We start from the raw sequence: 26,356 nt of genomic DNA on the forward strand, positions 1-26,356 counted from the left end.
CGGCGCGCCGTCTGCCCCGTCGAACTGCACTCTGGGCACGCGAAAATGCCGTGTATCGCATGCAACTGCCCAGTGCGTCTTAAATTCAATACAATGCCAGCATAGAGTAGCCCTGTCGCATCGGGCAGCAACGCATGAGTTAGGAGTTGTATGGAATTGCAGATTCGCAAATTGTCGAAGACCTACGCGAATGGCGTGGTAGCACTGGACAACGTTTCGCTGACGATACCGCCCGGGATGTTCGGCTTGCTGGGCCCGAATGGCGCCGGCAAGTCGACCCTGATGCGCACCCTGGCCACCCTGCAGGAATGCGATTCGGGCTCCATCTTCTTCGGCGACTATGACGTGCTCGACGACAAGGACGAGATCCGCCGCATGCTGGGCTACCTGCCGCAGGACTTCGGCCTGTACCCGAAAGTGACGGCCTACGAGCTGCTCGACCACTTCGCCATGTTGAAAGGGCTGTCGCAGCGGACGCGCCGGCGCGAGGTCGTCGATGGCTTGTTGCAGCAAACCAATCTGTTCGACGTGCGCCACCAGCGCCTGGGCGGCTTTTCCGGCGGCATGCGCCAGCGCTTCGGCATCGCGCAAGCCCTGCTGGGCGACCCGAAACTGATCATCGTCGACGAGCCGACGGCCGGCCTCGACCCGCAGGAGAGAGTCCGCTTCCACAATCTGCTGTCCGACATCGGCGAAGACAAGACGGTGATCCTGTCGACCCATATCGTGTCTGACGTGGCCGACCTGTGCGCCAACATGGCCATCATCAACAAGGGCCATTTGCTGCTGTGCGGCAAGACCCAGGAACTGATCGATGAAGTCAGCTGCAAGATCTGGGCGCGCTTTGTCGAAAAGAAAGAACTGGCCAGCTTCCAGCAACGCCACGCCGTCATTTCCACGCGCCTGCTGTCGGGCCGCACCCTGATCCACGTCTACAGCGACGACGACCCGGGCGACGGCTTCGAGGAAGCCATCGGCGACCTGGAAGACCTGTATTTCGCCACCATTGCGGGGCGCCACCGCGTCGCCCCGCAGTGCGACTGAGGGGGCGGCCATGTTTGCCATCGCCCGCTTTGAAGCGCGACAGCGGCTCAAGCTGCTGTCCACCTGGGTGTATTTCGCCATGTTTCTGGCGCTGGCCATGCTGTGGATGGCGGCCGCCGGCGGCGTCTTCAAGGAAGCGAGCATCAGTTTCGGCGGCAAGTTCCTGATCAACGCCCCCGTTCGCTGGCGTTCACGTGCAGCCTGCTGGGCTGCTTCGGCGCCGTGGTGGTGGCCGCCATGATGGGCCGCTCGGTGCAGCAGGATTTCGAATACGGCATGCAGCATTTCTTCTTCAGCGCGCCGATCAGAAAATACCAGTACGTCTTTGGCCGCTTCCTCGGCGCCTACCTGGTGCTGGCCGTGGTGTTTTCCAGCATCGTGATCGGCGCCTGGCTGGGCGCCTGGCTGCCCGGCATCGATCCGGAACGGCTGGGACCGCAGCGGGCGCTGGCCTACCTGATGCCCTACGTCTTTACGCTGCTGCCGAACCTGTTCATCTTCGGCGCCATCTTCTTCGTCATCGCCGCGCTGACGCGGCGCATGCTGCCTGTGTACATCAGCTCGGTGGTCATGCTGATCGGCTACCTGGTGGCGCCGTCGCTGGCGCGCGACCTCGACTACAAGACCCTGGCCGCCCTGATCGACCCCTTCGGCACGACGGCGCTGATACGCCTGACGGAATACTGGCCGAACGCGGAACGCAACACGCGCCTGGTGACGCTGGAGGGCGTGTACCTGCTGAATCGCGCCATCTGGTCCGGCTTCGCCCTGGTGGCCTTGCTGCTCGGCTACTGGCGCTTCCAGTTCCACGCCACGACGGACGCGGGCGCCACCCGGCGCCGCAGCGAGGGCGAGGCGCCGCAGCGCCTGTCGAACGCCTCGCTGTCCACGCAGGAAACGCCCGACTTCGCGCAGCGCAACCTGGCCGCCCTGCTCCTCAAGATGAGCTGGCTGAACCTGCGCGAAACCATCAAGAACATCTATTTTGTCGTCATCGTGCTAGCCGGCGTGCTGACCATGTATGCGGGCGCGCTGGACATGGGCTCCATCTACGGCACGAATACCTATCCCGTGACGGAAAAGGTGCTGGAGATGGTCAGCGCCTCGTTCGCCCTGTTCATGCTGATCATTACCACCTTCTATGCGGGCGAGCTGGTGTGGCGCGAACGGGAAGCGGGCACGTACCTGATGCTCGACGCCCTGCCCGTGCCGAACTGGCTGCCCCTGCTGTCGAAACTGTTCGCGCTGGTCGGCCTGCAAGCCTTGCTGAGCCTGGTCATCATGCTGTGCGGCATGTCGATCCAGGTCTTCAAGGGCTATTACCGCCTCGACCCCGGCCTGTACGTGGAATCGCTGTTCCTGTCACACCTGCCCTACTATGCGCTGGTCGCCGTGCTGGCCATCTTCGTGCAGGTATTGATCAATCACAAATACCTGGCGTATTTCGCCATGATTCTGTACCACATCGCCAGCATCAGCTTTTCCTCGCTGGGCCTGGGCGACCCGCTGCTGCTGTACGGCAGCACGCCGGATGTCGTGTATTCGGCCATGAACGGCGCCGGCCACTTTGTGTTGCGCGAGCGCTGGTACTTGCTGTACTGGAGCGGCGCGGCCGTCATGCTGACGGTGCTGTCACTGCTGTTCTGGCCCCGCGGCGCGCAGGACAGCTGGCGCATCCGCCTGCGCCTGGCGCGCCATGGCCTCACGCATGGCGTGCTGGCCAGCTTTGCCGGCGGCGCCCTGATCTTCGTCGGCGCCGGCGGCGTGCTGTTTTACGTGTTCCACGTGGCCAACGATTACCAGTCCGAATTTTCCCGCGACGGGGATCGCGCCAGCATCGAGCGCCAGTACCGCAAGTTTGCCGCCACGCCGCAGCCGAGAATCACCGACGTGAAACTCGACGTGGCCATTTACCCGGCGCAGCGCACCCTGGCCGTCACGGGCCGCTATGTGCTGCAAAACAAGACCAGCTTGCCGATCAGCCATATTTTTGTGCAACAAGACCCGACCGCCACCATGCGCCTGCGTTTTGATACGCGCGTGCATCCCGGCCTTGATGACGGCAAGCTGGGCTTCTACAGCTACCGCCTGGCCGCGCCGCTGGCGCCGGGCGCCACCCTGGGCCTCGACTTCGACATCCGCTACGCGCCGCGCGGCATCTTCGGCCTGGGCCAGGACACGCCCGTGGTGGCCAACGGCACTTTCTTCACGAATGCCGTGCTGCCGCACATCGGTTACCAGCCGCAACAGGAATTGACGGACCCGCGCGACCGCAAGAAACACGGCTTGCCCGCGCGCGAACGGGCCTTGCCGCGCGACGACCCGAAGGGATTGGCCGACAACTACATCAGCAACGACGCCGACCGCATCAACTTCGATGCCACCGTCAGCACCGTCGACGGCCAGACGGCCATCGCACCGGGCATGCTGGACAACGACTGGATCGCCAAGGGCCGCCATTACTTCCATTACACGATGGACCAGCCGATCCTGAATTTCTATGCGTTCCAGTCGGCCCGCTACGCCGTCAAGCACGAGCGCTGGCAAGACGTGGCCATCGACGTGTATTACCATCCTGGCCATGAATACAACCTCGAGCGTTTCGTGCGCGGCAGCAAGGAAGCGCTCGAGTACTACACGAAGAACTTCGGCCCCTACCAGCACAAGATCCTGCGCATCGTCGAATTCCCCCGCTACGCCACGTTTGCGCAATCGTTCCCGAACACGATACCGTACTCGGAAGGCCTGGGCTTCATCGCCAAGGTGGACGACAAGAACCCGAAGGACATCGACTATCCGTTCTACATCACGGCGCATGAAGTGGCGCACCAGTGGTGGGCGCATCAATTGGTGGGCGGCAATACACGGGGCACCACCGTGCTCAGCGAAACCCTGGCCGAATATTCGGCCCTGATGGTGATGAAGAAAACCGCGGGGCCGGCCAAGATGCGCCGCTTCCTGCGCTATGACCTGAATCAATACCTGATGGGGCGCAGCGAGGAACGCAAGAAGGAACTGCCGCTGGCCGAGAATGAAAACCAGGCCTACATCCATTACCACAAGGGCAGCCTGGCCATGTACTTGCTGCAAGACATCATCGGCGAGGACAAGGTCAACGGCGTGCTGCGCGAGCTGCTCAAGACCTACGGCCAGAAAGGCCCGCCGTATGCGAGCGTGACGGCCCTGATTGCTGGCTTGCGCCAGGTCACGCCGCCCGAGCAGGCTTACCTGATCGACGACCTGTTCGAGAAAATCGTGCTGTTCGACAACCGTGCCCTGTCAGCCACGGCCACGAAACGCAGCGATGGCAAGTATGCCGTCACCATCAAGGTGCAGGCGGGCAAATTGACGGCCGGCGAACAGGGCGAGGAACACGACGCACCGCTGCACGACTGGATCGAGATCGGCGTCGACGACGCGAATGGCCATCCGCTGCTGCGCGAACGGCTGCGCATGACGGCGCGACAAGCGAGCTACACCGTCATCGTCGGCAGCCGTCCCGGCAAGGCGGGCATCGATCCGGACAACAAGCTGATCGACCGCAAGCCCGATGACAATATGGTCACCGTCGAACTCGACGAACCATGACGAAAAATGGCCGCCCGTTTCAATGATGGGCGGCCATTTTTTTGCGTGTCACACGGGCATCAGTCTTTGGCGCAGCGCGTCACCAGGCTCAGGCTGATACCCATTTCCGTCAGGTGCTGCATGTCGGCCAGCGACAGGTCGAGCGGCGCATCGACCGTGTCGTCGCCATTCAGCTCCAGTTGCAGCTCGGCCACGATGCGCGGCATGGTGAACGTCACGCCGCGCGAGCGGCATTCGGCCAGGTAGCTGCGTATGCGCGAGGGCAACACTTGCGACTTGGGCGCCTGCGCGATCAGCACTTCGAAGCCGGAATCGAGATGCACGCGATTCGCCCCCTTCGCCTCGCCCTTGCGCCATTGCCGTTCCGGCTCGGTGGGCAAGACTTCGAGGATGGATTTGAGCGTGGGGTCGTCCCCATGCACCGACAGCTTCGCCATATTCATATTACAAGACTTTCTAGTCAGGACGCCGCCAGGAAGGCGGCGCGATCATCAGACCGACAAGTCTACGCATGGATATCAAATATGTCCATACGGCAATATTTGATATCAACCTCTAATTTGTGCCATATCAATAACAGGCGGAACAAGCAAGTTCCGCCTGCAACACGTAATTACAGCGCCACGCCACGCGCCTGCAGGGCAGCCCGCACGCCGGCGCCATAGGCCGGGTCGGCCCGGTCGAAGTGGCCGAGCTGACGCTGCAAGGTTTCCGCGCGCACCTGGCTCAGGGGACCGGCCAGGTTGTCGAACAGATTTTGCCTGGCCTGGGCCGACATCAGACGGAACAGATTGCCGGCCTGCGTGTAATCGTCTTCCACGCCGCGCCCGTCGTAACGCGCCGCGCCGCCAGCCAGCGCCAGCGCCGGCTCGCCATGGCCCAGCCCCTGCGGCGCACTGCCCGCCGCCGCCACGTTCGCATAGTTCTGCGCCGAACTGCCATTGTGGATGGCCATGCCGCCGTCGCGCTGCTGATTATGGAAGGGGCAGCGGGCCGCATTCACGGGCAGATGCTGGTGGTTCGTGCCGACGCGGTACAGCTGGGCGTCGTGGTAGGCGAACAAGCGGCCTTGCAGCATCTTGTCCGGCGAGTATCCCATGCCGGGCACGGCGTTGGCCGGCGAAAAGGCTGCCTGCTCGACTTCCGCGTGGTAATTGTCCGGGTTGCGGTTCAGCTCGAAAATACCGACGGGCAGCAGCGGGAAGTCCCCATGCGGCCACACCTTCGTCAGGTCGAACGGGTTCCAGCCCGTGCGCTGCTCCCAGGCATCGAGCTGCTCCTGCGTCGCCACCTGCAGCTTGACTTCCCACTGGGGGAAATCGCCGCGCTCGATGGCGCCGAACAGATCGCGCTGGGCGTAGTCGGGATCGGCCCCGGCCAGCCGGCCCGCTTCCGCCGCAGGCAAATTCTTGATGCCCTGGCGCGTCTTGAAGTGCCACTTCACGTACACGCGCTGGCCGTCCGCATTGATCAGGCTATACGTGTGGCTGCCGAAGCCATCCATGTGGCGGTAGCCGTCCGGCGTGCCGCGGTCCGAGAACAGCATGGTGACCTGGTGCAGGCTTTCCGGCGCATGGCTCCAGAAGTCGAACATCATCTCGGCCGATTTCAGGTTGCTTTGCGGATCGCGCTTTTGCGTGTGGACAAAGTCGGGAAACTTGATCGGGTCCTTGATGAAGAACATGGGCGTGTTGTTGCCGACCAGGTCCCAGTTGCCCTCTTCCGTATAGAAACGTACGGCGAAGCCGCGCGGGTCGCGTTCCGTATCCGCACTGCCGCGTTCGCCGCCCACGGTAGAGAAACGGGCGAAGGTGGCCGTCTGCTTGCCCACTTCACTGAACAGCCTGGCCTTGGTATAGCGCGAAATGTCGTGCGTAACGGTAAAGGTGCCGTAGGCGCCCGAGCCTTTGGCGTGCACGACGCGCTCGGGGATGCGCTCGCGGTTGAAATGCTGGAGTTTTTCGATCAGGTGAAAGTCTTGCAGCAGCAGGGGGCCACGGGGGCCGGCGCTGATGGAGTTCTGGTTGTCGGCGACGGGGATGCCCGAGGCGGTACTGAATGGCGGTTGTTGGCTCATGACTGCTTTTCCTTCGTTGTTGACTGATGAAACCTAGTGTAACGAGGTCAACAACAAAGGAAAAGCTAATAGATTTTATCGAACTGATAGCTATTTACAATGCACAGCCGTGAGCATCGCACACGCCACCGAGTTCCGCCTGCAACTTCGCCGGCTGGCCCAGGAAGCCGCCGATATCGATCACGGACAGCTTGCCGCTGCCATCGTCGAGCACGAACGTGGGAAAGCCCTGTCCTCCCACCTGTGCCAGCAAGGCGCGGCTGGTGTCGATGTGCCGCTGCGTGGCGGCGCCCGCCTGCTGCGCATACGCGGCCTGGAATGCCGCCCCATCCATGCCCAGCTCTTGCGCCAAGGTCACCAGCACGGGCACGTCGGCGATGCGCAAGCCGTCCACGTAATGGGCGTGCTGCACGCGCTGCAGCATGTCCAGGCCCTTGCCGGCCAAGACTTCCGCCGCCAGGATGGCCGTGATCGGCGGCTCGGAATCCATCATGGCCGTCGTGTCGTTCAGCAAGCCGTCGATATAGGCGTCGCCGAAGGGCTGGCCCGACAATTGCTCGATGCGCCGGTCATGCGGCAGCACATAGCCGCGCCAGGCGGGCGTGATCTGGCGGCGATTGCTGCCCGTCATCATGCCGCCGCCGTGGAACGCCACCGTCAGTCCGGGCACGGCGCGCGCCGCCTCGACCAGCGGCGCGGCGCCGTAGCACCAGCCGCACAGGGGGTCGAAAATGTAGTGCAGTGTGGGCATGCCGGCCTTGCCGCTTACCATTGCATTTCACCCTTTGCCACCTTGGCGCTCGTCTCCAAAGCGCCATCCAGGCCCAGCTGCGGATAGCGCGTTTTCATCGCTTCGATCAGGGCGGCCGAGTTGGCGGCCTTGGCCGTTTCCCCTTCAAACGTCACCAGGTAGTCGCGCGTAAAGCCGATGCTGTCCGGCGTCAGGGGCGAACCCACCTTGAAGTGGCCGGGCACGACGGTAACGGGTTTCAGCGCGGCGATGCCGTCCAGGGTCTTGAGCCAGTCCTGGCGCGATTCCAGGCTTTGCGTATCGGCCGTCCACACGTGCAAGTTACCAAACAGTACGACGCCGCCGACGACGGCCTTGATCGATGGAATCCACACATAGGTGCGCGCTGGCGTCGGGCCGGCAATGTCCAGCGACTGGCCTTCCAGACTGATGCGCTTGCCTTTCAAGGCTTCGGGAATGACGATGGCGTGCGGCGCATTGTCCTTCAGGATCGGGCCCCAGTAAGCGACCTTGGCGTCGGCCTTGCGGCGGATCTCGGCCACGGTTTCCGGCGTGGCGACGATCTTTGCCTGCGGGAACGCCGCCTTGATCACGTCCAGGCCAAAGTAAAAATCGGGATCGCTATGGCTGATATAGACCGTCGTCAGTTTCTTGCCGCTGGCGCGGATCTTCTCCACCAGCTTTTGCGCCTCGGCGCGCGAAAACTGCGCATCGATCAGCACGGCGTCATGCTTGCCCGCGACCAGCACGGAAGCGACGGGGAAAATCGCCGCCTCGCCCGGATTGAATACTTCCAGGCTCAAGGGAGCGCTGGCGGCGGCCGAGGCGGCGCCGGCGGCAAACAGGGTGGAAACGAGAACGCTGCGGATGGATTGGGAGAACATGAAGTGCCTTCACAAGATGATTGGGATGACGGCATCTTACGTTGCTTGATTCGGTAGAAAAACCCGATAAACCGCAATAGTTTGTTGCATTTTTCGATGCAATCTCCGCCCATCGAAGACCTAATGTTTCACAGCGTCATCATGACGTCACATTGAATTGTTATCTTGCCAGCTCTTTCAAACCTAGCCGGATGAACCACATGACACGCAGAAAAATTTCCGTCGCTGGCTGCAGCGTCGCCATCACCCTGATGCTGGCCGCCTGCGGCAGCGACGCCAAAAAAGAAGAGGTAGTGGCTGAAGCGCCGCCGAAAAACGTCATCTTCTTCCTCGGCGATGGCATGGGCCTGACCACCATGACGGCCGCGCGCATCTATGCGGTGGGCGAAGACGGTGCGCTGACCATGGACACCCTGCCGGAAACGGCCTTCGTCAAGACGTTCTCGAACGACGCGCAAGTAACCGACAGCGCGCCGTCGATGGCCGCCTACATGACCGGCGTCAAGATGAACAATGAAGTCATCTCGATGTCGGCCAACACGGTCGCCATCGATCCGGGCACGGATGCGAACGGCAACAAGCTGGTCAACAAATGCGGCACCGGCAACGGCACGCCCGCCACCACCCTGCTGGAACTGGCCAAGGCCAAGGGCTTTGCCGCCGGCGTCGTCAGCACGGCGCGCGTGACGCACGCCACGCCGGCCGCGACCTACGCGCACATCTGCCACCGCGACCTGGAAAACGATATCGCCGCGGCCCTGGTGCCAGGCGGCACGGGCTACAACAGCGCCCTGGGCAGCACCGGCCTGGAAGTGGTCCTCGGTGGCGGCGCGCAATTCTTCAAGCCGTTCAAGGATGGCGGCAAGCGTTCCGACGGGCGCGACCTGGTGGCCGAACTGAAAGCGAAGAGCTACACGGTCGCCAACACGGGTGCCGACTTCAAGGCCGTCGATGCGGCCAAGACGGAGCGCCTGTTCGGCGTGTTCACCTCCAGCCACATGAGCTACGACCTGGACCGCGATGCAGCCAAGGAACCGAGCCTGGCGGAAATGACCACCAAGGCCATGGACGTGCTGGCCAAGAACAAGAAGGGTTACTTCCTGATGGTCGAAGGCGGACGCATCGACCATGCGCTGCACGAAACGACGGCCAAGAAGGCGCTGCAAGACACGGTCGCCTTCGACAACGCCATCAAGGCCGCCATCGAAAAAGCCAAGCTCACCGATCCGACCCTGGCCAATACCCTGATCGTCGTCACGGCCGACCATGACCACACCCTGGTGCTGAACGGCTACGCCAAGCGCACGGGCAAGACGGCTGCCGGCAACCCTGGCGTGCTGGGCGTGGTGAAGAACTACGTCACCGGCGCGGTCGAGAAGGACCTGGACGGCGCACCGTATTCGATCATCGGCTTCGGCAATGGCGAGAACCGCACGCAAGCGAGCCGCGCCGCCATGGCCAGCCTCGATGAAACCGTCACCAGCGCCAATAATTACCACCAGGAAGCGGTGATCCGCACCACGGCCGGCAATGAAACCCACGGCGGCACCGACGTCTTCCTGGGCGCCATCGGCAAGGGTTCGGAAACCTTCCTGGGCACCATCGACAACACCAAAGTATTCGGCCTGGTCAAGACCGCCGGCGGTCTGTAATCCCCAAGAGACAAGAATTGGACAAGCACATGAAACTCGCATCGACACCCGCCGCACTGAAATCGGCCCTGAAACTCTCCTTGCTGACCACGCTCGTGGCCGCCAGCGTCGCCAGCGCCTACGCCGCCGACGCGAAGAACGTCATCTTCTTCCTCGGCGACGGCATGGGCCCGTCCGTCGTGACGGCCGCGCGCATCTACCAGTACAAGGAAGACGGCAGCCTGACCATGGACACGCTGGAACGCACGGCGCGCATCAAGACGTTCTCGAACGATGCGCAAACGACGGACAGCGCGCCATCGATGGCCGCCTACATGACCGGCGTCAAGATGAACAATGAAGTCATCTCGATGGCGCAGGATACGATCGCCAAAGAACCCGGCCGCGACGCCAACGGCAACCTGGGCGTGGACAACTGCCCGGCCGGCGGCAAGGGCGTGCCGACCATCCTGGAACTGGCGAAAGCCAAGGGCAAGGCTGTGGGCGCCATCACCACCACGGAACTGACGCACGCCACGCCGGCGACGACGTTCTCGCACATCTGCAACCGCAATGCGCAATACGCGATCGCCGCGCAAGCGACACCCGGCGGCGCCGGCTACAACGCAGCCCTGGGCGACGGCGTCGACGTGCTGATGGGTGGCGGCCGCAACCATTTCACGCCTTGGTCGGCCAGCAACAAATACGGCCGCGCCGATGGCCGCAACCTGCTGACGGAATTTGCCGCCAAGGGCTACACCGTGGCCTCCAACAAGACGGAAATGGCGGCAGCGCCGAGCGGCAAGAAATTCATCGGCCTGTACAGCACCCGCAGCCACCTCGAATATGAACTGGACCGCACGGCCACGCCGCCGCTGGGCGAAGGCGCGACCCAGCCTAGCCTGTCGGAAATGACGCTCAAAGCCATCGACTTGCTGTCGAAAAACACGAACGGCTACTTCCTGATGGTCGAAGGCGGCCGCATCGACCACGCCTTGCACGGCATCAACGCCAAGCGCGCGCTGACGGACACCATCGCCTTCGACGACGCCATCAAGGCGGCCATCGCCAAGATCAAGGAAACCGATCCGACCCTGGCCAATACCCTGATCGTCGTCACGGCCGACCATGACCACACCCTGGCCTTCAACGGCTACGGCAAGCGCGGCAACCCTATCCTCGACATCAACCGCGGCTACAAGGATAACCAGCCGAGCAAGGATGCCGATGGCAATACCTACACCACCCTGGTCTTCGGCAACGGCCCGAACCGCCCTGCGCTGCGCAGCAACGTCGACAGCGCCACGGCCCTGAAAGACAACTACCTGCAAGAAACAGGCGTGCGCCTGGCCAGCGAAACCCACGGCGGCGGCGACGTCAAGCTGCTCGCCACGGGCGCCGGCGCGAAAACCTTCAAGGGCACCCTGGACAACACCAAGGTGTTTGACCTGCTGAAGGCGGCCTTCGGCTTCTGATCCACGTCAACACGGTAACCCCACCGGGGCGGATGGCGTATGCCCTCCGCCCCTCTGCACGTAAAGGCAACACCATGAAATCGTCCCTGATCGCCATCCTCCTGGCCGCCGGCTTTGCCGCCAGCGCCCAAGCCGCTCCTCCTTCGGCTCCTGCCGACCTGGACCTGGGCATCACCTATTACAGCCGCGTCCTGACGCCGGAAGGCGTGACGCGCGAGAGCCGCTACGCAGAAAAGATGCTGCGCCGCCCCGGCCACGTGTGGGTCGAGCGCGTGCTGGCGCCGTCAACGGACGCGCATGCGGGCCACAAGCATGGCGAAAACAAGAAAGTGGCATTGAAAACGTCGACCGCGGCCACGCAGCATGAACACAAGCACTTCAATCCCGTGCTGATCCCCCGTCACGTGATGCTGGAAAAAAATACCGTGCGCGTGGAATACGTCGACGCGCATGACAAGATCGTCGTCTCGATTCCCAAGGCCGAGTACGAAAACGTCAATTTCGACGGTTCCTGGGAAAACAGTTTTTATCTGCTGGACCCGAAACTGGTGGCCGCCATGCCCCTGTCGAAACAGGCATCGGGCGTGACGGGCGCGCGCTGGCGCGAAGTGGAAAAGAATGGCGTGTTCCAGCGCATCCTGTGGGATGAGCAAAAGCAGATTCCCCTGATCATCGAAAGCGGCGACCGCGCCAACACGTTCTATCGCCGCGTTGACGTCAAGCTGCAGCCGACCGTCAGCAAGGCGCAGCCGTGGGCGAATTTGCAGAACTACGCGCAGCGCGAATACTCGGACTATCTCGACTAAGCTTGACCACCCCATGCCGGCTCGCTAGTATCGAAAACGTACAGCAACGGGAGCGCGGCATGGATGAACAATTCGAGAATGGTTTGCGCATGCGCAAACAAGTAATGGGCGACGCCTTTGTCGAACGCGCCTTTGCCCAGGTGGACGCCTTCACGGCGCCCTTGCAGGACTTCGTCACGCGCAATGCCTGGGGCACGACCTGGTGCCGCAACGGTCTGGATTTAAAAACGCGCAGCCTGGCGACGATCGCCATGCTGACGGCCCTGGGCCGCGTCCAGGAACTGCGCGGCCACGTGCGCGGCGCCGTCAACAATGGCGCCTCCATGCAGGAAATCCAGGAAGTGCTGCTGCACGCCGCAGTGTATTGCGGCATGCCGCTGGCCATCGACGCCTTCCGCTCGGCGCATGAAGTACTCAAGGAAATGGGCTTGGTGGCGCCGGCCGCGCCGCCAGCCTGAGCATTGCCCCATCAAATCGGGACGTAAAAAAGCCAGGGAAATCCCTGGCTTTTGTCTGGCTGGCGCGCAATTACTCCGCCGCTGCCGCCTTCTTCGCCGGCGCCTTCTTGGCGGCCGGCTTTTTCACGGCCGTGGCCTTCTTGACCGGCGCCTTCTTGACGGCTGCCGCTTTCTTGACGGCCGTTTTCTTCGCTGGCGCCGCGCCTTCTTCGCCTTCGACTTCGGCAGCTGCCGCTTTGGTCTTCGCGCCCGGCTTGGCCTTGCGCTCTTCAAACTCGAAGCTCACCTTGCCATCCTTGCCCCGTACGAGGAAAGCCTTGAACGGACGGCGCGTGCGCTGCGAAACAAAGCCCGGCAGCAAGTCCGTCTTGCCATCGTTGAGCAGCTTTGCCATTTGTTCCGGCAAGATTTCCTGCTGCAAGATGATGCGGCCGCTGCGGAAGTCGCACGTCTTCGGCTTGGCTACGCTGTGTTCGCACACATAGGCCAGGCCCATTTCGTACACGCCGGCATTGCACTTGGGGCACGGTCCCACGGGCGTCTGGCCCGTGAAATCGACGCCTTCGCCATCTTCGCTCTCGTCGTTCTGGCCGAAATCGAATTCCAGCTTGAAGTTCTTGATCTCTTCATCGCGCACGATGCGCAGGATGGCGGCGAACGGACGGCCCATCTTCGAGCGGAAGCCTTGCAGCGGGCCGATGGTGCGGTCCTTCAGCAATTGCTCCACTTCGGCGATTTCGAACTGGCGCGAACCCGGTGTCTTGCTCATCGAGAATTCGCACTTGGTGCAGGCGAAACGACGGTAGTTTTCCTTCACCACGCCGCCGCAATTCGGGCATGGCGTTTCCAGCGTCGCGTAGTCGCCGGGAATCGTGTCGTTGTCGTATTCCTTGGCGCGCTTGACGATGATTTGCGTCATTTGCGCGATTTCGCGCATGAATTCTTCACGCGAAATCTTGCCTTTTTCCATCTGCGACAGCTTGTATTCCCACTCGCCCGTCAGCTCAGGCGCCGTCAATTCATTGACGCCCAGGCCTTTGAGCAAAGTCATCAGCTGCGACGCCTTGGCCGTCGGAATCAGTTCGCGGCCTTCGCGGATCAGGTAGCGTTCCGTCAGCAAGCCCTCGATGGTGGCCGCGCGCGTGGCCGGGGTTCCAAGACCCTTGCCGGCCATCGCATCGCGCAGCTCGTCGTCGTCGATCAGCTTGCCGGCGCCTTCCATGGCCGACAGCAAGGTCGCTTCCGTGAAACGCGCTGGCGGTTTCGTCACCAGGCCGTTGGCGCTGACGCTTTCCGTCTGCACCTTCTCGCCCTTGGCGACGGGCACCAGGTTGCCGTTGCCATTGCTTTCCTTGTCGGCGTCCGTCGACGCTTCCTTGCCGTAGATGGCCAGCCAGCCCGGATTGGTCATGACCTTGCCTTCAGTCTTGAACTGATGGCCGGACACTTCCGTGTAGCGCGTGGTGACCTGGAATTCGGCAGGCGGGAAGAACACGGCCATGAAGCGGCGCGTGACGAGGTCGTACAGCTTCTGTTCCGGCTCGGACAAATTCTTTGGCGCGATCGTCGTCGGGATGATCGCGAAGTGATCCGAGATCTTCGTGTTGTCGAAGATGCGCTTGTTCGGCTTGACCCAGCCCTTGTCGATGATCTGCTTGGCGAACTGGTGGTAGTTGCTGTTTTCCTTGACCGTTTCCAGCGCCTGCAGCACGGTCGGCATGTAGTCTTCCGGCAAGTGGCGCGAATCGGTACGCGGATACGTCAATACCTTGTGCTTTTCATACAGCGCCTGGGCCAGGCCCAGGGTGTTCTTGGCGGAGAAACCGAAACGCGAGTTCGCTTCGCGCTGCAGGCTGGTCAGGTCGAACAGGCCCGGCGCCATCGAGGTGGTCGGTTTCGACTCTTCCGTGACGATGCCTTGGCGGCCGCGGCAGGCGGTGGCGATCGAGTCGGCAGCCGTCTTGCTCCACAGGCGCTCGGCGCGCTTCTCGGGATCGTTCTCGTCCTTCTTGAACTTCGTGTCGAGCCAGCGGCCTTCATAGATGCCGGCTGCGCAGACGAATTCGGCGCGCACTTCCCAGAAGTCGCGCGGCACGAATTTCTTGATCTTGTCTTCGCGTTCGACGACGATGGACAGGGTCGGCGTCTGCACGCGGCCCACGGTGGTCAGGTAGAAGCCGCCTTCTTTCGAATTAAACGCCGTCATGGCACGCGTGCCATTGATGCCGATCAACCAATCGGCTTCCGAACGGCAGCGGGCCGCGTCCGCCAGCGGCAGCATTTCTTCGTCGCTGCGCAGGTGCGAGAAACCGTCGCGGATGGCGCCCGGCGTCATCGACTGCAGCCACAGGCGCTTGACCGGTTGCTTGGCCTTGGCGTTTTGCGCGATCAGGCGGAAAATCAGCTCGCCTTCGCGCCCCGCATCGCATGCATTGATGAGGGTGCTTACGTCTTTGCGTTTGATCAGCTTGTTTAATACTTTGAGGCGCGCTTCCGTCTTGGCGATCGGGTTCAGCGCGAAATACGGTGGAATCATCGGCAAGTGCGCGAAACTCCATTTGCCGCGCTTCACGTCGAATTCTTCCGGCACGGCGATCTCCAGCAAGTGGCCGACCGCCGACGACAGGACGTATTCATCCGATTCAAAGTACTCATCGTGCTTGGTGAAGCCGCCAAGCGTCTTCGCGATATCGTTCGCGACAGAAGGCTTCTCGGCGATGATGAGGGTTTTTGTCATATTTTTTGGTCTCGAAAAATGCTCTAGGATAGTTTCAGCATGCGCATCATACAGTGCATTGCCAGGCGCCGACGCTTTTGTCTGCGCAAGGCCTTGTGACTTGTGGTCTTGTCAAGCGGCCAATGATAAGCGCCTATTGAAGAATTCGGCAAGTTATCTGCAAGCAAGAATGCGCCAGCGCAAACACAATGGGCCGGCGTGCGCGCCGGTGCAGTGCATCTTAAAGGGGATGGCGCGGCAGCGGCGCCAGGTGCGGCCAGGGGCGTTTATCGACTAGTGCAGCAAGCGCGGCGGGAGATCTTCGTCGTCGACAAACAAGTCGTCGAACATCAAGGCGTCCGGTTCCTTGCCCTGGCTCCATAACAGCATCAGCACGATGACTTTCAGCTTGCCCAGCGAGACGGGCGCCTCGTCGAGCGCCAGCGCCCGTTCGATGACGATTTCGCGCTGCAGCGGCGAGAGCACCTTGGCGCTTTCCAGGAACTGGATGAAACCGATGGCGGCCGTGCCCAGCACGTCGCTTTCCTGCTGCACATAGAAACGCGTGCCCGTGGAGCTGGCCGTCAGGGTTTGCTCGGCGCCTGCCATGGCGTTCAAGTCCGTCAGCCACACGAGCGCTTCGGAAATCTCCACGTCGTCGAAACCGACGGCCGACAGTTTGCGCGCCAGGACGGCCGGCTCGGGGCAGGCATCGGGGCGATAGTAAGTCTCGTAGAGGTACACCAGGATATCGAACATGGCTCTACTCTAGCAGCTAAGCTCGCTAAGACACAAGGGTGCGCGCAGACAAAGCGCCCCCGTGCGGCAAGGCCGCCACACAAGTGACAAGCTGTCATTTGCAGCGTTGAAACAGTCCTCCCGGCAAGCGTTCGACCCGGCCCGCCAGCTCCAGCGCCAGCAATTGCCCCATCAGTTCACCCATGGCCAGGCCGCTGCGCGCGGCCAGGGTATCGGCATCGTGCGGGTCGTGGCCCAGCGTGGCCAGCAGCGGCGGTTCGTCTTCCACCGCGGCCTGCACGCTGGGGACGCCGCCCAGCCATTGCAGCTCCTGCAGCACGTCATCGGCCGATTCGACCAGCTTGGCGCCCTGCTTGATGAGTGCATGGCATCCCTTGGCCAAAGTCGCATGGATGGAACCGGGCAAGGCATACACGTCGCGTCCCTGTTCGCCGGCCAGGCGTGCCGTGATCAGGGAACCCGACTGGGCCGCCGCCTCGATCACCAGCACGCCGCGCGCCAGGCCGCTGATCAGGCGGTTACGGCGCGGAAAGTTCCCCGGCATGGCGGGCAAGCCCAGCGCGTATTCACTGACGATGCAGCCTTGTTCGGCAATTCTTTGCGCCAGATCAAGGTTGCGTCGTGGATACACCAAATCGGCGCCCGTGCCGATCACGGCGACGGTGCCGCCCGCGCCGCGCAAGCCGCCCTCGTGCGCGTGCGTGTCGATACCGAGCGCCAGCCCGGATATGATGGTCAGGCCCGCCATGCTCAGCGCGTGGGCAAAGGCGGCCGCATTCTGCATGCCTTGCGCGCTGGCATTGCGGCTGCCGATGATGGCCACGCCGGGACGCGACAGCAGTTCCGCCCGCCCCCGCACATATAACAACAGCGGCGGATCGGCGATTTCCAGCAGCAGGGGCGGATAGGCGGCATCGGCCAGGGTCAGCACGGCATTGCCAGGCAGTTGCAGCCACTGCAGGGTAAGCGCCAGCTGGCTGTTGGCCACCGGCTTGGGCGGCTGCACGATGGCGCGCGCCACGCCGGCCGGCACTACCTCGCGCAGGATGTCGAACGGCGCGGCAAAGATTTGCGGCGGCAAGCCGAAGCGGGCCAGCAAGGCGCGCGCCGCCACCGGGCCCACGCCGGGCAGATGCTGCAGGCGCAGCCAGCCCGCCAGTTCCATGGCCGGGTCCGCCGTCGTTGCGATTGCATGCATGACAACCTCGTTGTGTACTGTGCCATCCCATGCTAGCGCCATGGCGCGCACGCGATACCGACGCGCGCAAGGATGCGTGCAATGGCGCCGCAAAACGGCCCGCCGTCCACAGGGCCATGGGCGTCTGTGATAAAATTTCCCTTTGCAGCAAACGAATAGCGCACTGGCAAACGCATCTGCCGCGCCGTTGCGCCACACGCGCCCAACCGTAGCGTACTCAAAAATAAAATAGCCCTGCCATCGTCCGCATGGCCCAGGCATGAATAATCCGGCGCACCGGCGCCCACCTTAACCAGTCGAATCCGTATGTCCATATTAAATATCCTGCGTTACCCCGATCCTCGTCTGCACACGATCGCCAAGCCCGTCACCGAGTTCGACGCGCGCCTGCAAACCCTGATCGATGACATGGCCGAAACCATGTACGACGCGCCTGGCGTCGGTCTGGCCGCATCGCAAGTGGACGCGCATATCCAGATGATGGTGATCGACATCACCGAAGAGAAAAACCAGCTGCAAGTGTTCATCAACCCGGAAATCACCTGGGCCAGCGAAGAAAAGCAGGTCTACGACGAAGGCTGTCTGTCCGTGCCCGGCGTCTACGATGGCGTCGAGCGCCCGGCCCGCATCAAGGTGCGCGCCCTGGACCGCCACGGCAAGCAGTTCGAGCTGGAAGCCGATGGCTTGCTGGCCGTCTGCATCCAGCATGAGATGGATCACTTGCTGGGCAAGGTATTCGTCGAATACCTGTCGCCGCTCAAACGCAACCGCATCAAGACCAAGATGATCAAGGAAATCCGTGGCCTCGAGCGCGAAGCGAGCCTGCGCGCACAAAATCGCCGTTTCTAAGCCGCTTTTGCAGTACTGCTGATAGACTGACCGTAACACCACGCCAGCCTGGCGCCTCCGGCCCGGGCCTGCGCACCTCACGTCAAGGAACGCTATGAAAGTGATCTTCGCAGGCACGCCTGAATTCGCCGCCACGGCCCTGAAAGACTTGCACGAAGCGGGATTCGAGATTCCGCTGGTGCTGACCCAGCCCGACCGCCCTGCCGGACGCGGCATGCAGCTGCACGCCTCGGCCGTCAAGCAGTACGCGCAGCAGCATGGCATCGACGTGCTGCAGCCGCTGTCCTTGCGCATGGACAGCAAGGACCCGCAGCGCGCCGCCGAGGCAAAGGCGGCCCACGAACGCCTGCTGGCCACCGACTACGACGTGATGGTGGTGGCGGCCTACGGCTTGATCTTGCCGCGCAGCACGCTCGACATCAAGCCCTGCATCAATATCCACGGTTCATTGCTGCCGCGCTGGCGCGGCGCCGCGCCCATCCACCGCGCCATCGAGGCCGGCGATGATGAAACGGGCGTGACCATCATGCAGATGGAAGAAGGCCTCGATACGGGCCCCATGCTGGCCATCGAGCGCACCCCCATCGAAGCGGGCGACTCCACCGCCACCCTGCACGACAAATTGGCCAAACTGGGCGGCAAGATGATCGTCGAGACCCTGCGCAAGATGCAGCAGCAGCCGCTGGAAGCCGTGCCGCAGCCGGAAGCGGGCGTCACCTATGCGGCAAAGATCGCCAAGGAAGAAGCGGCGCTCGATTTCAGCCAGCCGGCGCTGGAACTGGGCCTGAAGATCCGCGCCTTCAATCCGTTCCCCGGCGCCTGCGGCCAGGTCGATGGCACCACCATCAAGATCTGGACCGCCGAGGTGCTCGACGCGGACAGCAAGGAAGCGCCGGGCCAGGTGCTGGCGGCCGACGCCCAGCACGGCATCGTCGTGGCTTGCGGCAATGGCTCGCTGCGCCTGACGGAACTGCAAAAACCGGGCGGCAAGCGCCTGCCCGCGGCCGAGTTCATCAAGGGCTTCCCGCTGGAAGGCAAGCGTTTCGCATAGTTTCGCTTGAGCGCACCGTGCCGTCATGTTGACGGCCATAAAAAAGGGCTTGCCGCGGCAAGCCCTTGTTGCATCCAGCCCCCTGGTTTAGCGGCGCTGCACCTTCATCAAACGTCCTCCGACGGACGACGACAGGCTGACCTCGAAGCGGCCACCGGCCGGCAAGGCGCTCACGTCGACGCTGGCTTTGCCACCCGTCAAGTCACTGGCGACCACCGTCTTGCGGCCATCGACGGCCACGTGCAGCACGGCGGCGTAGGGTTCCGCTTCGGCATTCCAGACCAGCGCCAGCTTGCCGCCGCTTTGTACCGCATCGAACGTGGCATCGTTGGCTGCGGCCCTGCTGCGGCGCGCCGGGCGCTCCAGCTTGGCCAAAGCCTTGCCATTTTGCAGCACTTGCACGTCGCTGATGTCGCCCGGATTGGCGAAGCTGACGCGGAAATGGCTCATGGCGTTGCCGCCATGGTCGGCCACGGAGACGCCATCGAAGGGCAAGTCGATAGTCTGTCCCGACGCCGTCAACACGCGCAAGGTATACGCATGGCCGCTGCCGCTGGCGGCGCCAGTGCGCACCGACGAGGCCACGGCAGGACGCAGCCCCACGCCAGCCGGCGTGATGCGGCCGGAAATGGTCAGATAGCCATTCTCGGCCACGGACATGCTGGCGGCCAGCACATTGCTGCCCGTCACCTGCGTGCTGCGGCTTTCCAGGAATTGCTGCACCCGCACATAGCTGTAGTCGGAGAACCAGGCGCCGCTGCAATAGCTCATCACGTCTTTCATCGGCGTGCTGCCATAGACTGCCTTGCTCAACTGGCCGATGGTGCCCGCATAGCTGCTGTTGTACAGCGGTTGCGGGCCCAGGTCGCCATTCGCATACGGATAGTCGGTGACCGCACCAGTCGGGCCGCCGCAGGCGACGTGCTTGAGCGAATGATTGTGGCCCAGCTCATGCACAAGCGTAGTCAGCCATTCAGGCCAGCTGTTGCCGAACGGATCGACGGAGGCAATGCTGTTGAACCTGGCATCGAGGCCGATGGCCGCCGTGAAAGCGTTGTTGCTGCCAGTCGGGTTGACGTAGGCCAGGCCGGCGGCACGCGTGGAGGACATTTTCGGCACGAAGCCATAATAATAGGCGCCGCTATCTTCCTGGGCGCGCTTGCCGTTCAGGGTTTCCAGGGTCGTGCTCCACCAGCTGTCGGCCGTGCTGCTGCCCGGCACGCTCAGCGGGGCGCGCGTGGTGATGCTGATATTTTCCGCCGCATACGGATAGACGCGGGTCAGCGCGGTGCGGATCACCTCGGCGTCCGGCAGTTGTGCCACGCCATCGTCGGTGCTCAGCGGTACCAGCACCAGGTGGATTTTCGCCGCGCTGGCCACGACGGGCGCCGCTTCCTGGCTCACTTGCGTACCGTCATTGCCCACGGCCGTCACGCGCACGCGCACGCCGGGCAAGATCCAGGCTGACGGCAGGACGGCGCTGAAGTTGCCGTTGAAACTGTAATCGCTTTTCGCCGTCGGCAAGACCGATGGACCGCTCATGCTGATGCTGCCCAGGTTGCTGCCATTGGCGGCCGTCGCATTCAAGACCACGGCCGGGCTGGCCTGGCCTGCTTGCATGGCCAGCACGGACACGCGCACGGCGGCCGACTTGCCGCGCGTCAGGCGCAAGGCTGCATCGCTGGCGTTCAGGTTCAGTACCTGCGCGAAATCAATGCTGCCCAAAGTAAAGGCCGACACCGTGCCCGCATTCACGGCGATGCGCGAAGCGGCCGACAGCATCACGCTGCCCGTTGCCGACGCTGGCGCGGACAGCAGCAACTGGCTGGCGCTGGCGCTGACGATGACGGCTGGCGTACTGCCCACCGTCGCCGCGCTGACCTGGTCGAGATTGCTGCCCTGCAGCGTCACCGACAAGGTCGCGCCGTTGACGGCCGACGTGATTGACGTCACCGCCACGCTGGCCAGGAGCGTGTACGTGTCGCTGCTGATGACGTCGTTGTACGGACCGCGCACCGTCAGCGGCCCCGTTGCCGCGCCCGCAGGCACCAGCACCGTCACGCTGCCGGCCGTCTGGCTTTGCGGCGTTGCCACCGCGCCATTACCGAACTGCACCGCCGTCACGGCGCCCATGCCGCCGCCCGTGAGCGTCACGCTGGAACCGACGCCGCCCGTCGCCGGCGCGACGCTGCTCACGCTCAGCGGCAGGTACACGTTCACGTTATAGCTGGTGGCGGCCGTGCCGCCGGCGCTGACCAGGCTCAAGGCGCCCGTGACGGGTACGCCCGGCATGACCAGGGTCGCGCTGGTGTCGCTGACGGCACTGCTGGCGACCGTCACGCCGCCGACCTGGAAGGCCGTCACACGGCTCAGATTCGTGCCCGTCACCACCAGGCTGCCGCCCACGGCGACGTTCGCCGCCGAGACGGCCGTCACGGCAGGAATCACGGCAGGATTGCCCGACGTGGTCGCCACCACCGTATCGCCACCGCCACCGCCTCCCCCGCCGCAAGCGGACAGGCCCAGCACGACAAACAATGCCACAAGCAGATGGTTTTTCATGGCTGGCAACCATGTTGGTGCAGCGCGATGCCGGGGAGGACACGAGAGAAATGTGACATATTGGTGACTTTTGGTGAGAATTTAGTTTCGAAGAACCAATATTATGGGTTAATTCGATTCCTAAAGACAACTATTAATGCTTTTGATTCAATTGGTTTTGATAATAATTAAGATATCTGTTTGAAAAGCTTTATTTTGGGAATTATCCGCGCCACTCTGTATTGTCTTAAATCAAAATTATTTTCCTTTGCAGCTATTGCCATTCAATTCATTAAAAATTTCTTGAGCCGGCACAAATAATGTGGAAATTTTTCCACAGCCTAGACGTCATGCCTTCCTGCCAATTTTGGTGGAAGAATTAACGTTTTGAGTAAGATTTTCAGGAATGTAATTTTCAGCAGGCGGTGCGGTGCAAGGCGATGTGTTGCAAGAAGGCCTGCCGTGGGACGAACGGCCGCTTTTGCTTAAAACCAAAGCAGCCTGATGCCGTATAATTTTAGACCCGGTGAAATCAGGCGATTGCCACCTTCTGCCTGCCCTACCCGGCCGGCACTCTCCGTCAGCTGATCCTGCTGGCCCGCAACCGCCCCCGTACAGTCCTGTCGCCGCGCCGCCGCCCGTTTGCCTATTGAAAGCATGAAATGAACGATACCGTGATCCCCGCCATGTCCCCGACCGAAGCCACCTTGCGCGCCATCCTGGCGCAGCGGATCATGATCCTCGACGGCGCCATGGGCACGATCATCCAGCAATACAAGCTCGACGAAGAAGCCTACCGTGGCGGTCCCGCCGGCCGCTTCATCGATTTCGCCGCGCCGGCCGACAGCGGGGCGCGCGAACTGTTTGTCAAAGGCAACAATGAGCTGCTGACCCTGACCCAGCCGCACATCATCCAGGAAATCCACGAGCGTTACCTGGCGGCCGGCGCCGACCTGATCGAAACGAATACCTTCGGCGCCACGACGATCGCGCAAGACGATTACCATATGGCCCACCTGGCCTATGAAATGAACGTCCAGGCGGCAAAACTGGCGCGCGCCGCCTGCGACAAATATTCCACGCCGGACAAGCCGCGCTTCGTCGCCGGCGCCCTGGGCCCCACGCCGAAGACGGCATCGATCTCGCCCGACGTGAACGACCCGGCCGCGCGCAACGTCAGTTTCGACCAGCTGGTGGCCGCCTACCTGCAGCAGACGCAGGGGCTGGTGGAAGGCGGCGCCGACGTGCTGCTGGTGGAAACCATCTTCGATACCTTGAACTGCAAGGCGGCGCTGTTCGCCATCGACCTGTACTACGAGCAGAATCCGCACGTCGTGCGCCTGCCTTTGATGATTTCCGGCACCGTCACTGACGCTTCGGGCCGTATCCTGTCGGGCCAGACCGTGCCCGCCTTCTGGAATTCCGTGCGCCACGCGAAACCGCTGACCATCGGCCTGAACTGCGCGCTGGGCGCCGCCCTGATGCGCCCGTACGCGGAAGAGCTGGCCAAGATCGCCGACACCTTCGTCTGCATCTACCCGAACGCGGGCTTGCCCAATCCCATGAGCGACACGGGCTTCGACGAGTTGCCAGCCGACACGTCCGCCCTGCTGCGCGAATTTGCCGACGCGGGCTTCCTGAACATGGCGGGCGGCTGCTGCGGCACCACGCCCGAGCACATCGCCGCCATCGGCGAGTTGCTGTCGAAAAACACCCCGCGCACCGTGCCGGCCCCGTCGCACGACTTGCGCCTGGCCGGCCTGGAACCGTTCGTCGTCAACGACGAATCGCTGTTCGTCAACGTGGGCGAGCGCACCAACGTCACGGGCTCGAAGGCGTTCGCGCGCATGATTCTCAACGAGCAATACGACGAGGCGCTGTCCGTGGCGCGCCAGCAAGTGGAAAACGGCGCGCAAGTGATCGACATCAACATGGACGAGGCGATGCTCGACTCGCTGGCCGCCATGACGCGTTTCCTGAACCTGATCGCCTCGGAACCCGATATTTCGCGCGTGCCCATCATGGTCGACTCGTCGAAATGGTCGGTCATCGAAGCGGGCCTGAAATGCGTGCAGGGCAAGGCCATCGTCAATTCCATTTCCATGAAGGAAGGCGAGGAAGAATTCCTGCGCCAGGCAAAGCTGTGCCGCCGCTACGGCGCGGCCGTCATCGTCATGGCATTCGATGAAAAAGGGCAAGCCGACACCTTCGAGCGCAAGATCGAGATCTGCGCCCGCGCATATCACTTGTTGATCGATGCGCTGGACTTCCCGCCGGAAGACATCATTTTCGACCCGAACATCTTTGCCGTCGCGACCGGCATCGAGGAGCACAACAACTACGCCGTCGATTTCATCAATGCCACGCGCTGGATCAAGGAAAACTTGCCGTACGCGAAGATCTCGGGCGGCGTGTCGAATGTGTCGTTCAGTTTCCGCGGCAACGATCCCGCCCGCGAAGCCATCCATACCGTCTTCCTGTACCACGCCATCAAGGCCGGCATGACCATGGGCATCGTCAACGCCGGCATGGTGGGCGTGTACGACAACCTGGACCCGGAATTGCGTGAACGCGTGGAAGACGTGGTACTGAACCGCCGCGAAGACTCGACCGAGCGCATGATCGAATTTGCCGGCACCCTGAAGGCGGGCGGCAAGGCCGAGGCGCAAACCCTGGCCTGGCGCGAAGGCACGGTACAGGAACGCCTGTCGCACGCGCTGGTGCACGGCATCACGCAATTCATCGTGGAAGACACGGAAGAAGCGCGCCAGCAGCTGCTGCACAATGGCGGGCGCCCCATCCACGTGATCGAGGGGCCGCTGATGGCCGGCATGGACGTGGTCGGTGATCTGTTTGGCCAAGGCAAGATGTTCCTGCCGCAAGTGGTGAAATCGGCGCGCGTGATGAAGCAGGCCGTGGCCCACCTGATTCCGTTCATCGAGGAAGAAAAGCTGCTGGAAGAACAGCGTACGGGCATCGTCGCCAAACCGAAGGGCAAGATCATCATGGCGACCGTGAAAGGCGACGTGCATGACATCGGCAAGAATATCGTCACGGTAGTCTTGCAATGCAATAACTTCGAAGTGGTGAACATGGGCGTGATGGTGCCGTGCTCGGAAATCCTCGCGCGCGCCAAGGTGGAAAACGCGGACATCATCGGCCTGTCGGGCCTGATCACGCCGTCGCTGGAAGAAATGGCGTATGTCGCCAAGGAAATGCAGCGCGACGAACATTTCCGCATGCTCAAGATTCCCCTGCTGATCGGCGGCGCCACCACCAGCCGCGCCCACACGGCCGTGAAAATCGCGCACAACTACGAAGGCCCCGTCATCTACGTGCCGGACGCTTCGCGTTCCGTGTCCGTGGCGCAATCGCTGCTGACGCCGGAACAGCGCGACAAATACGTGGAAGACATCGAACTCGACTACGCGCGCATCCGCGAGCAGCACGCCAACAAGAAGGCCCTGCCCATATTGCCGCTGGCGCAGGCGCGCGCCAACAAGATGGTCGTGCCGTTCGACGGCGCCTGCACGCCCGTGAAACCGAAGTTCATCGGCCGCCGCGTGTTTAAAAATGTCGACCTGGCCACCCTGGCCAACTACATCGACTGGGGTCCGTTCTTCCAGACCTGGGACCTGGCCGGCCCCTTCCCCGCCATCCTGACGGATGAAGTGGTGGGCGACGCGGCCACCAAGGTATACGCGGAAGGCCAGGCCTTGCTGAAAAAACTCATCGACGGGCGCTGGCTGACGGCCAACGGCGTCGTGTCCCTGCTGCCGGCGAACAGCGTGAATGACGACGATATCGAGGTGTACACGGACGATACGCGCAGTAGCGTGGCGTTCACCTACTACGGCATGCGCCAGCAAGGCGTCAAACCCGTGGTCGACGGCGTACAGCGTCCGAACCAGTGCCTGGCCGACTTCATTGCGCCGAAGGCATCGGGCGTGAAGGATTACATCGGCATGTTTGCCGTGACGTCCGGCCTGGGCATCGAAAAGTATGAAAAACGCTTCGAGGATGCGCACGACGATTACTCGTCCATCATGTTGAAGTCGCTGGCCGACCGCCTGGCCGAGGCGTTTGCCGAATACCTGCACGAGCGCGTGCGCAAGGATTTGTGGGGCTACGTGCCCGATGAGCACTTGAGCAACGACGACATGATCGCCGAGGAATATGTCGGCATCCGCCCGGCGCCAGGCTACCCGGCCTGCCCCGAGCATACCGTCAAGAAAGAGATGTTCGAAGTCATGCAGGCCGAGGAAATCGGCATGCAGCTGACGGAATCGTATGCCATGTTCCCCGGCGCGGCCGTCTCCGGCTTCTATTTCGCCCACCCGGAGTCGAAATACTTCGTCGTCGGCAAGATCGGCATGGACCAGGTGGAAGACATGGCCAAGCGCCGTGGCGCCAGCATCGAGGACGTGGAGCGCTGGCTGGCACCCAATCTGTCATAATATAAGCACAAGGCGCGCGGAACTTTTCGCGCGCCGCAGCGCACTAACGCAGTATGCCGGCCGGCATGCTG

Annotated in this window: 18 protein-coding genes; 10 read left to right on the forward strand and 8 right to left on the reverse strand. The window is 62.6% G+C overall.

The window, feature by feature from the left end:
* Window positions 1–150 precede the first annotated feature (150 nt).
* The 3 genes from ACRHIG_RS30430 to ACRHIG_RS30440 are packed head-to-tail and all read left to right on the forward strand — an operon-like array spanning window position 151 to window position 4,632.
* Complete coding sequence (locus tag ACRHIG_RS30430) at window positions 151–1,044, forward strand: ABC transporter ATP-binding protein (protein ID WP_475414615.1); 894 nt, start codon at window positions 151–153, stop codon at window positions 1,042–1,044.
* A gap of 10 nt (window positions 1,045–1,054) precedes the next feature.
* A complete protein-coding gene (locus tag ACRHIG_RS30435; RefSeq protein ID WP_489628914.1) occupies window positions 1,055–1,285 on the forward strand; it encodes a hypothetical protein in 231 nt (76 codons plus the stop codon).
* On the forward strand, window positions 1,282–4,632 hold the full coding sequence (locus ACRHIG_RS30440) for an ABC transporter permease/M1 family aminopeptidase (RefSeq protein ID WP_489628915.1): 3,351 nt from the start codon (window positions 1,282–1,284) through the stop codon (window positions 4,630–4,632). Before ACRHIG_RS30435 ends, ACRHIG_RS30440 begins: the two co-directional genes overlap by 4 nt.
* 59 nt (window positions 4,633–4,691) lie before the next feature.
* On the opposite strand, the gene ACRHIG_RS30445 is transcribed toward ACRHIG_RS30440, so the two are convergent.
* From ACRHIG_RS30445 to ACRHIG_RS30460, 4 genes are all read right to left on the reverse strand, one after another.
* Entirely contained in the window at window positions 4,692–5,075 is a 384-nt protein-coding gene (locus ACRHIG_RS30445) for a hypothetical protein (protein ID WP_489628916.1), read from the reverse strand.
* Window positions 5,076–5,245: 170 nt separating this feature from the next.
* Entirely contained in the window at window positions 5,246–6,709 is a 1,464-nt protein-coding gene (locus ACRHIG_RS30450; RefSeq protein ID WP_489628917.1) for a catalase, read from the reverse strand.
* A gap of 94 nt (window positions 6,710–6,803) precedes the next feature.
* On the reverse strand, window positions 6,804–7,460 hold the full coding sequence (locus ACRHIG_RS30455) for a DsbA family protein (protein WP_489628918.1): 657 nt from the start codon (window positions 7,458–7,460) through the stop codon (window positions 6,804–6,806).
* Between the two features lie 14 nt (window positions 7,461–7,474).
* Complete coding sequence (locus tag ACRHIG_RS30460) at window positions 7,475–8,344, reverse strand: MBL fold metallo-hydrolase (protein WP_489628919.1); 870 nt, start codon at window positions 8,342–8,344, stop codon at window positions 7,475–7,477.
* A gap of 200 nt (window positions 8,345–8,544) precedes the next feature.
* Here ACRHIG_RS30460 and ACRHIG_RS30465 point away from each other — a divergent pair, with 200 nt between their 5' ends.
* The 4 genes from ACRHIG_RS30465 to pcaC all read left to right on the forward strand — a co-directional run bounded on the left by ACRHIG_RS30465 (window position 8,545) and on the right by pcaC (window position 12,714).
* Complete coding sequence (locus tag ACRHIG_RS30465) at window positions 8,545–9,996, forward strand: alkaline phosphatase (protein ID WP_475414609.1); 1,452 nt, start codon at window positions 8,545–8,547, stop codon at window positions 9,994–9,996.
* Window positions 9,997–10,064: 68 nt separating this feature from the next.
* Complete coding sequence (locus tag ACRHIG_RS30470; protein WP_489630896.1) at window positions 10,065–11,450, forward strand: alkaline phosphatase; 1,386 nt, start codon at window positions 10,065–10,067, stop codon at window positions 11,448–11,450.
* Window positions 11,451–11,524: 74 nt separating this feature from the next.
* Window positions 11,525–12,256, forward strand: a complete 732-nt coding sequence (locus tag ACRHIG_RS30475; protein ID WP_489628920.1) for a hypothetical protein — start codon at window positions 11,525–11,527, stop codon at window positions 12,254–12,256.
* 59 nt (window positions 12,257–12,315) lie between these two features.
* On the forward strand, window positions 12,316–12,714 hold the full coding sequence (gene pcaC / locus ACRHIG_RS30480) for a 4-carboxymuconolactone decarboxylase (RefSeq protein ID WP_475416777.1): 399 nt from the start codon (window positions 12,316–12,318) through the stop codon (window positions 12,712–12,714).
* A gap of 70 nt (window positions 12,715–12,784) precedes the next feature.
* Here the strand turns inward: pcaC and ACRHIG_RS30485 are convergent, their stop codons facing one another.
* The 3 genes from ACRHIG_RS30485 to dprA form a co-directional block, all read right to left on the reverse strand.
* Window positions 12,785–15,451 (reverse strand): DNA topoisomerase III, encoded by a 2,667-nt coding sequence (locus tag ACRHIG_RS30485; protein ID WP_475416776.1) that lies wholly within the window; start codon window positions 15,449–15,451, stop codon window positions 12,785–12,787.
* Between the two features lie 273 nt (window positions 15,452–15,724).
* Window positions 15,725–16,189 carry a Smg family protein gene (locus ACRHIG_RS30490; protein ID WP_070222738.1) on the reverse strand — a complete coding sequence of 155 codons (465 nt, stop codon included), beginning with the start codon at window positions 16,187–16,189 and terminating at the stop codon, window positions 15,725–15,727.
* 94 nt (window positions 16,190–16,283) lie between these two features.
* Window positions 16,284–17,387 (reverse strand): DNA-processing protein DprA, encoded by a 1,104-nt coding sequence (gene dprA / locus ACRHIG_RS30495; RefSeq protein WP_489628921.1) that lies wholly within the window; start codon window positions 17,385–17,387, stop codon window positions 16,284–16,286.
* A 306-nt stretch (window positions 17,388–17,693) separates the two neighbouring features.
* On the opposite strand from dprA, the gene def reads away from it, so the two are divergent.
* Together def and fmt are read left to right on the forward strand one after the other, a co-directional pair.
* A complete protein-coding gene (gene def, locus ACRHIG_RS30500) occupies window positions 17,694–18,236 on the forward strand; it encodes a peptide deformylase (protein WP_099665527.1) in 543 nt (180 codons plus the stop codon).
* Window positions 18,237–18,330: 94 nt separating this feature from the next.
* On the forward strand, window positions 18,331–19,287 hold the full coding sequence (fmt, locus tag ACRHIG_RS30505) for a methionyl-tRNA formyltransferase (protein ID WP_475416773.1): 957 nt from the start codon (window positions 18,331–18,333) through the stop codon (window positions 19,285–19,287).
* An 87-nt stretch (window positions 19,288–19,374) separates the two neighbouring features.
* Here the strand turns inward: fmt and ACRHIG_RS30510 are convergent, their stop codons facing one another.
* Complete coding sequence (locus tag ACRHIG_RS30510) at window positions 19,375–21,849, reverse strand: hypothetical protein (RefSeq protein ID WP_489628922.1); 2,475 nt, start codon at window positions 21,847–21,849, stop codon at window positions 19,375–19,377.
* A 641-nt stretch (window positions 21,850–22,490) separates the two neighbouring features.
* Here ACRHIG_RS30510 and metH point away from each other — a divergent pair.
* A complete protein-coding gene (gene metH, locus ACRHIG_RS30515) occupies window positions 22,491–26,285 on the forward strand; it encodes a methionine synthase (RefSeq protein ID WP_489628923.1) in 3,795 nt (1,264 codons plus the stop codon).
* The last annotated feature ends 71 nt before the right edge of the window (window positions 26,286–26,356 follow it).

This window comes from Janthinobacterium sp. C22, from assembly GCF_057919405.1.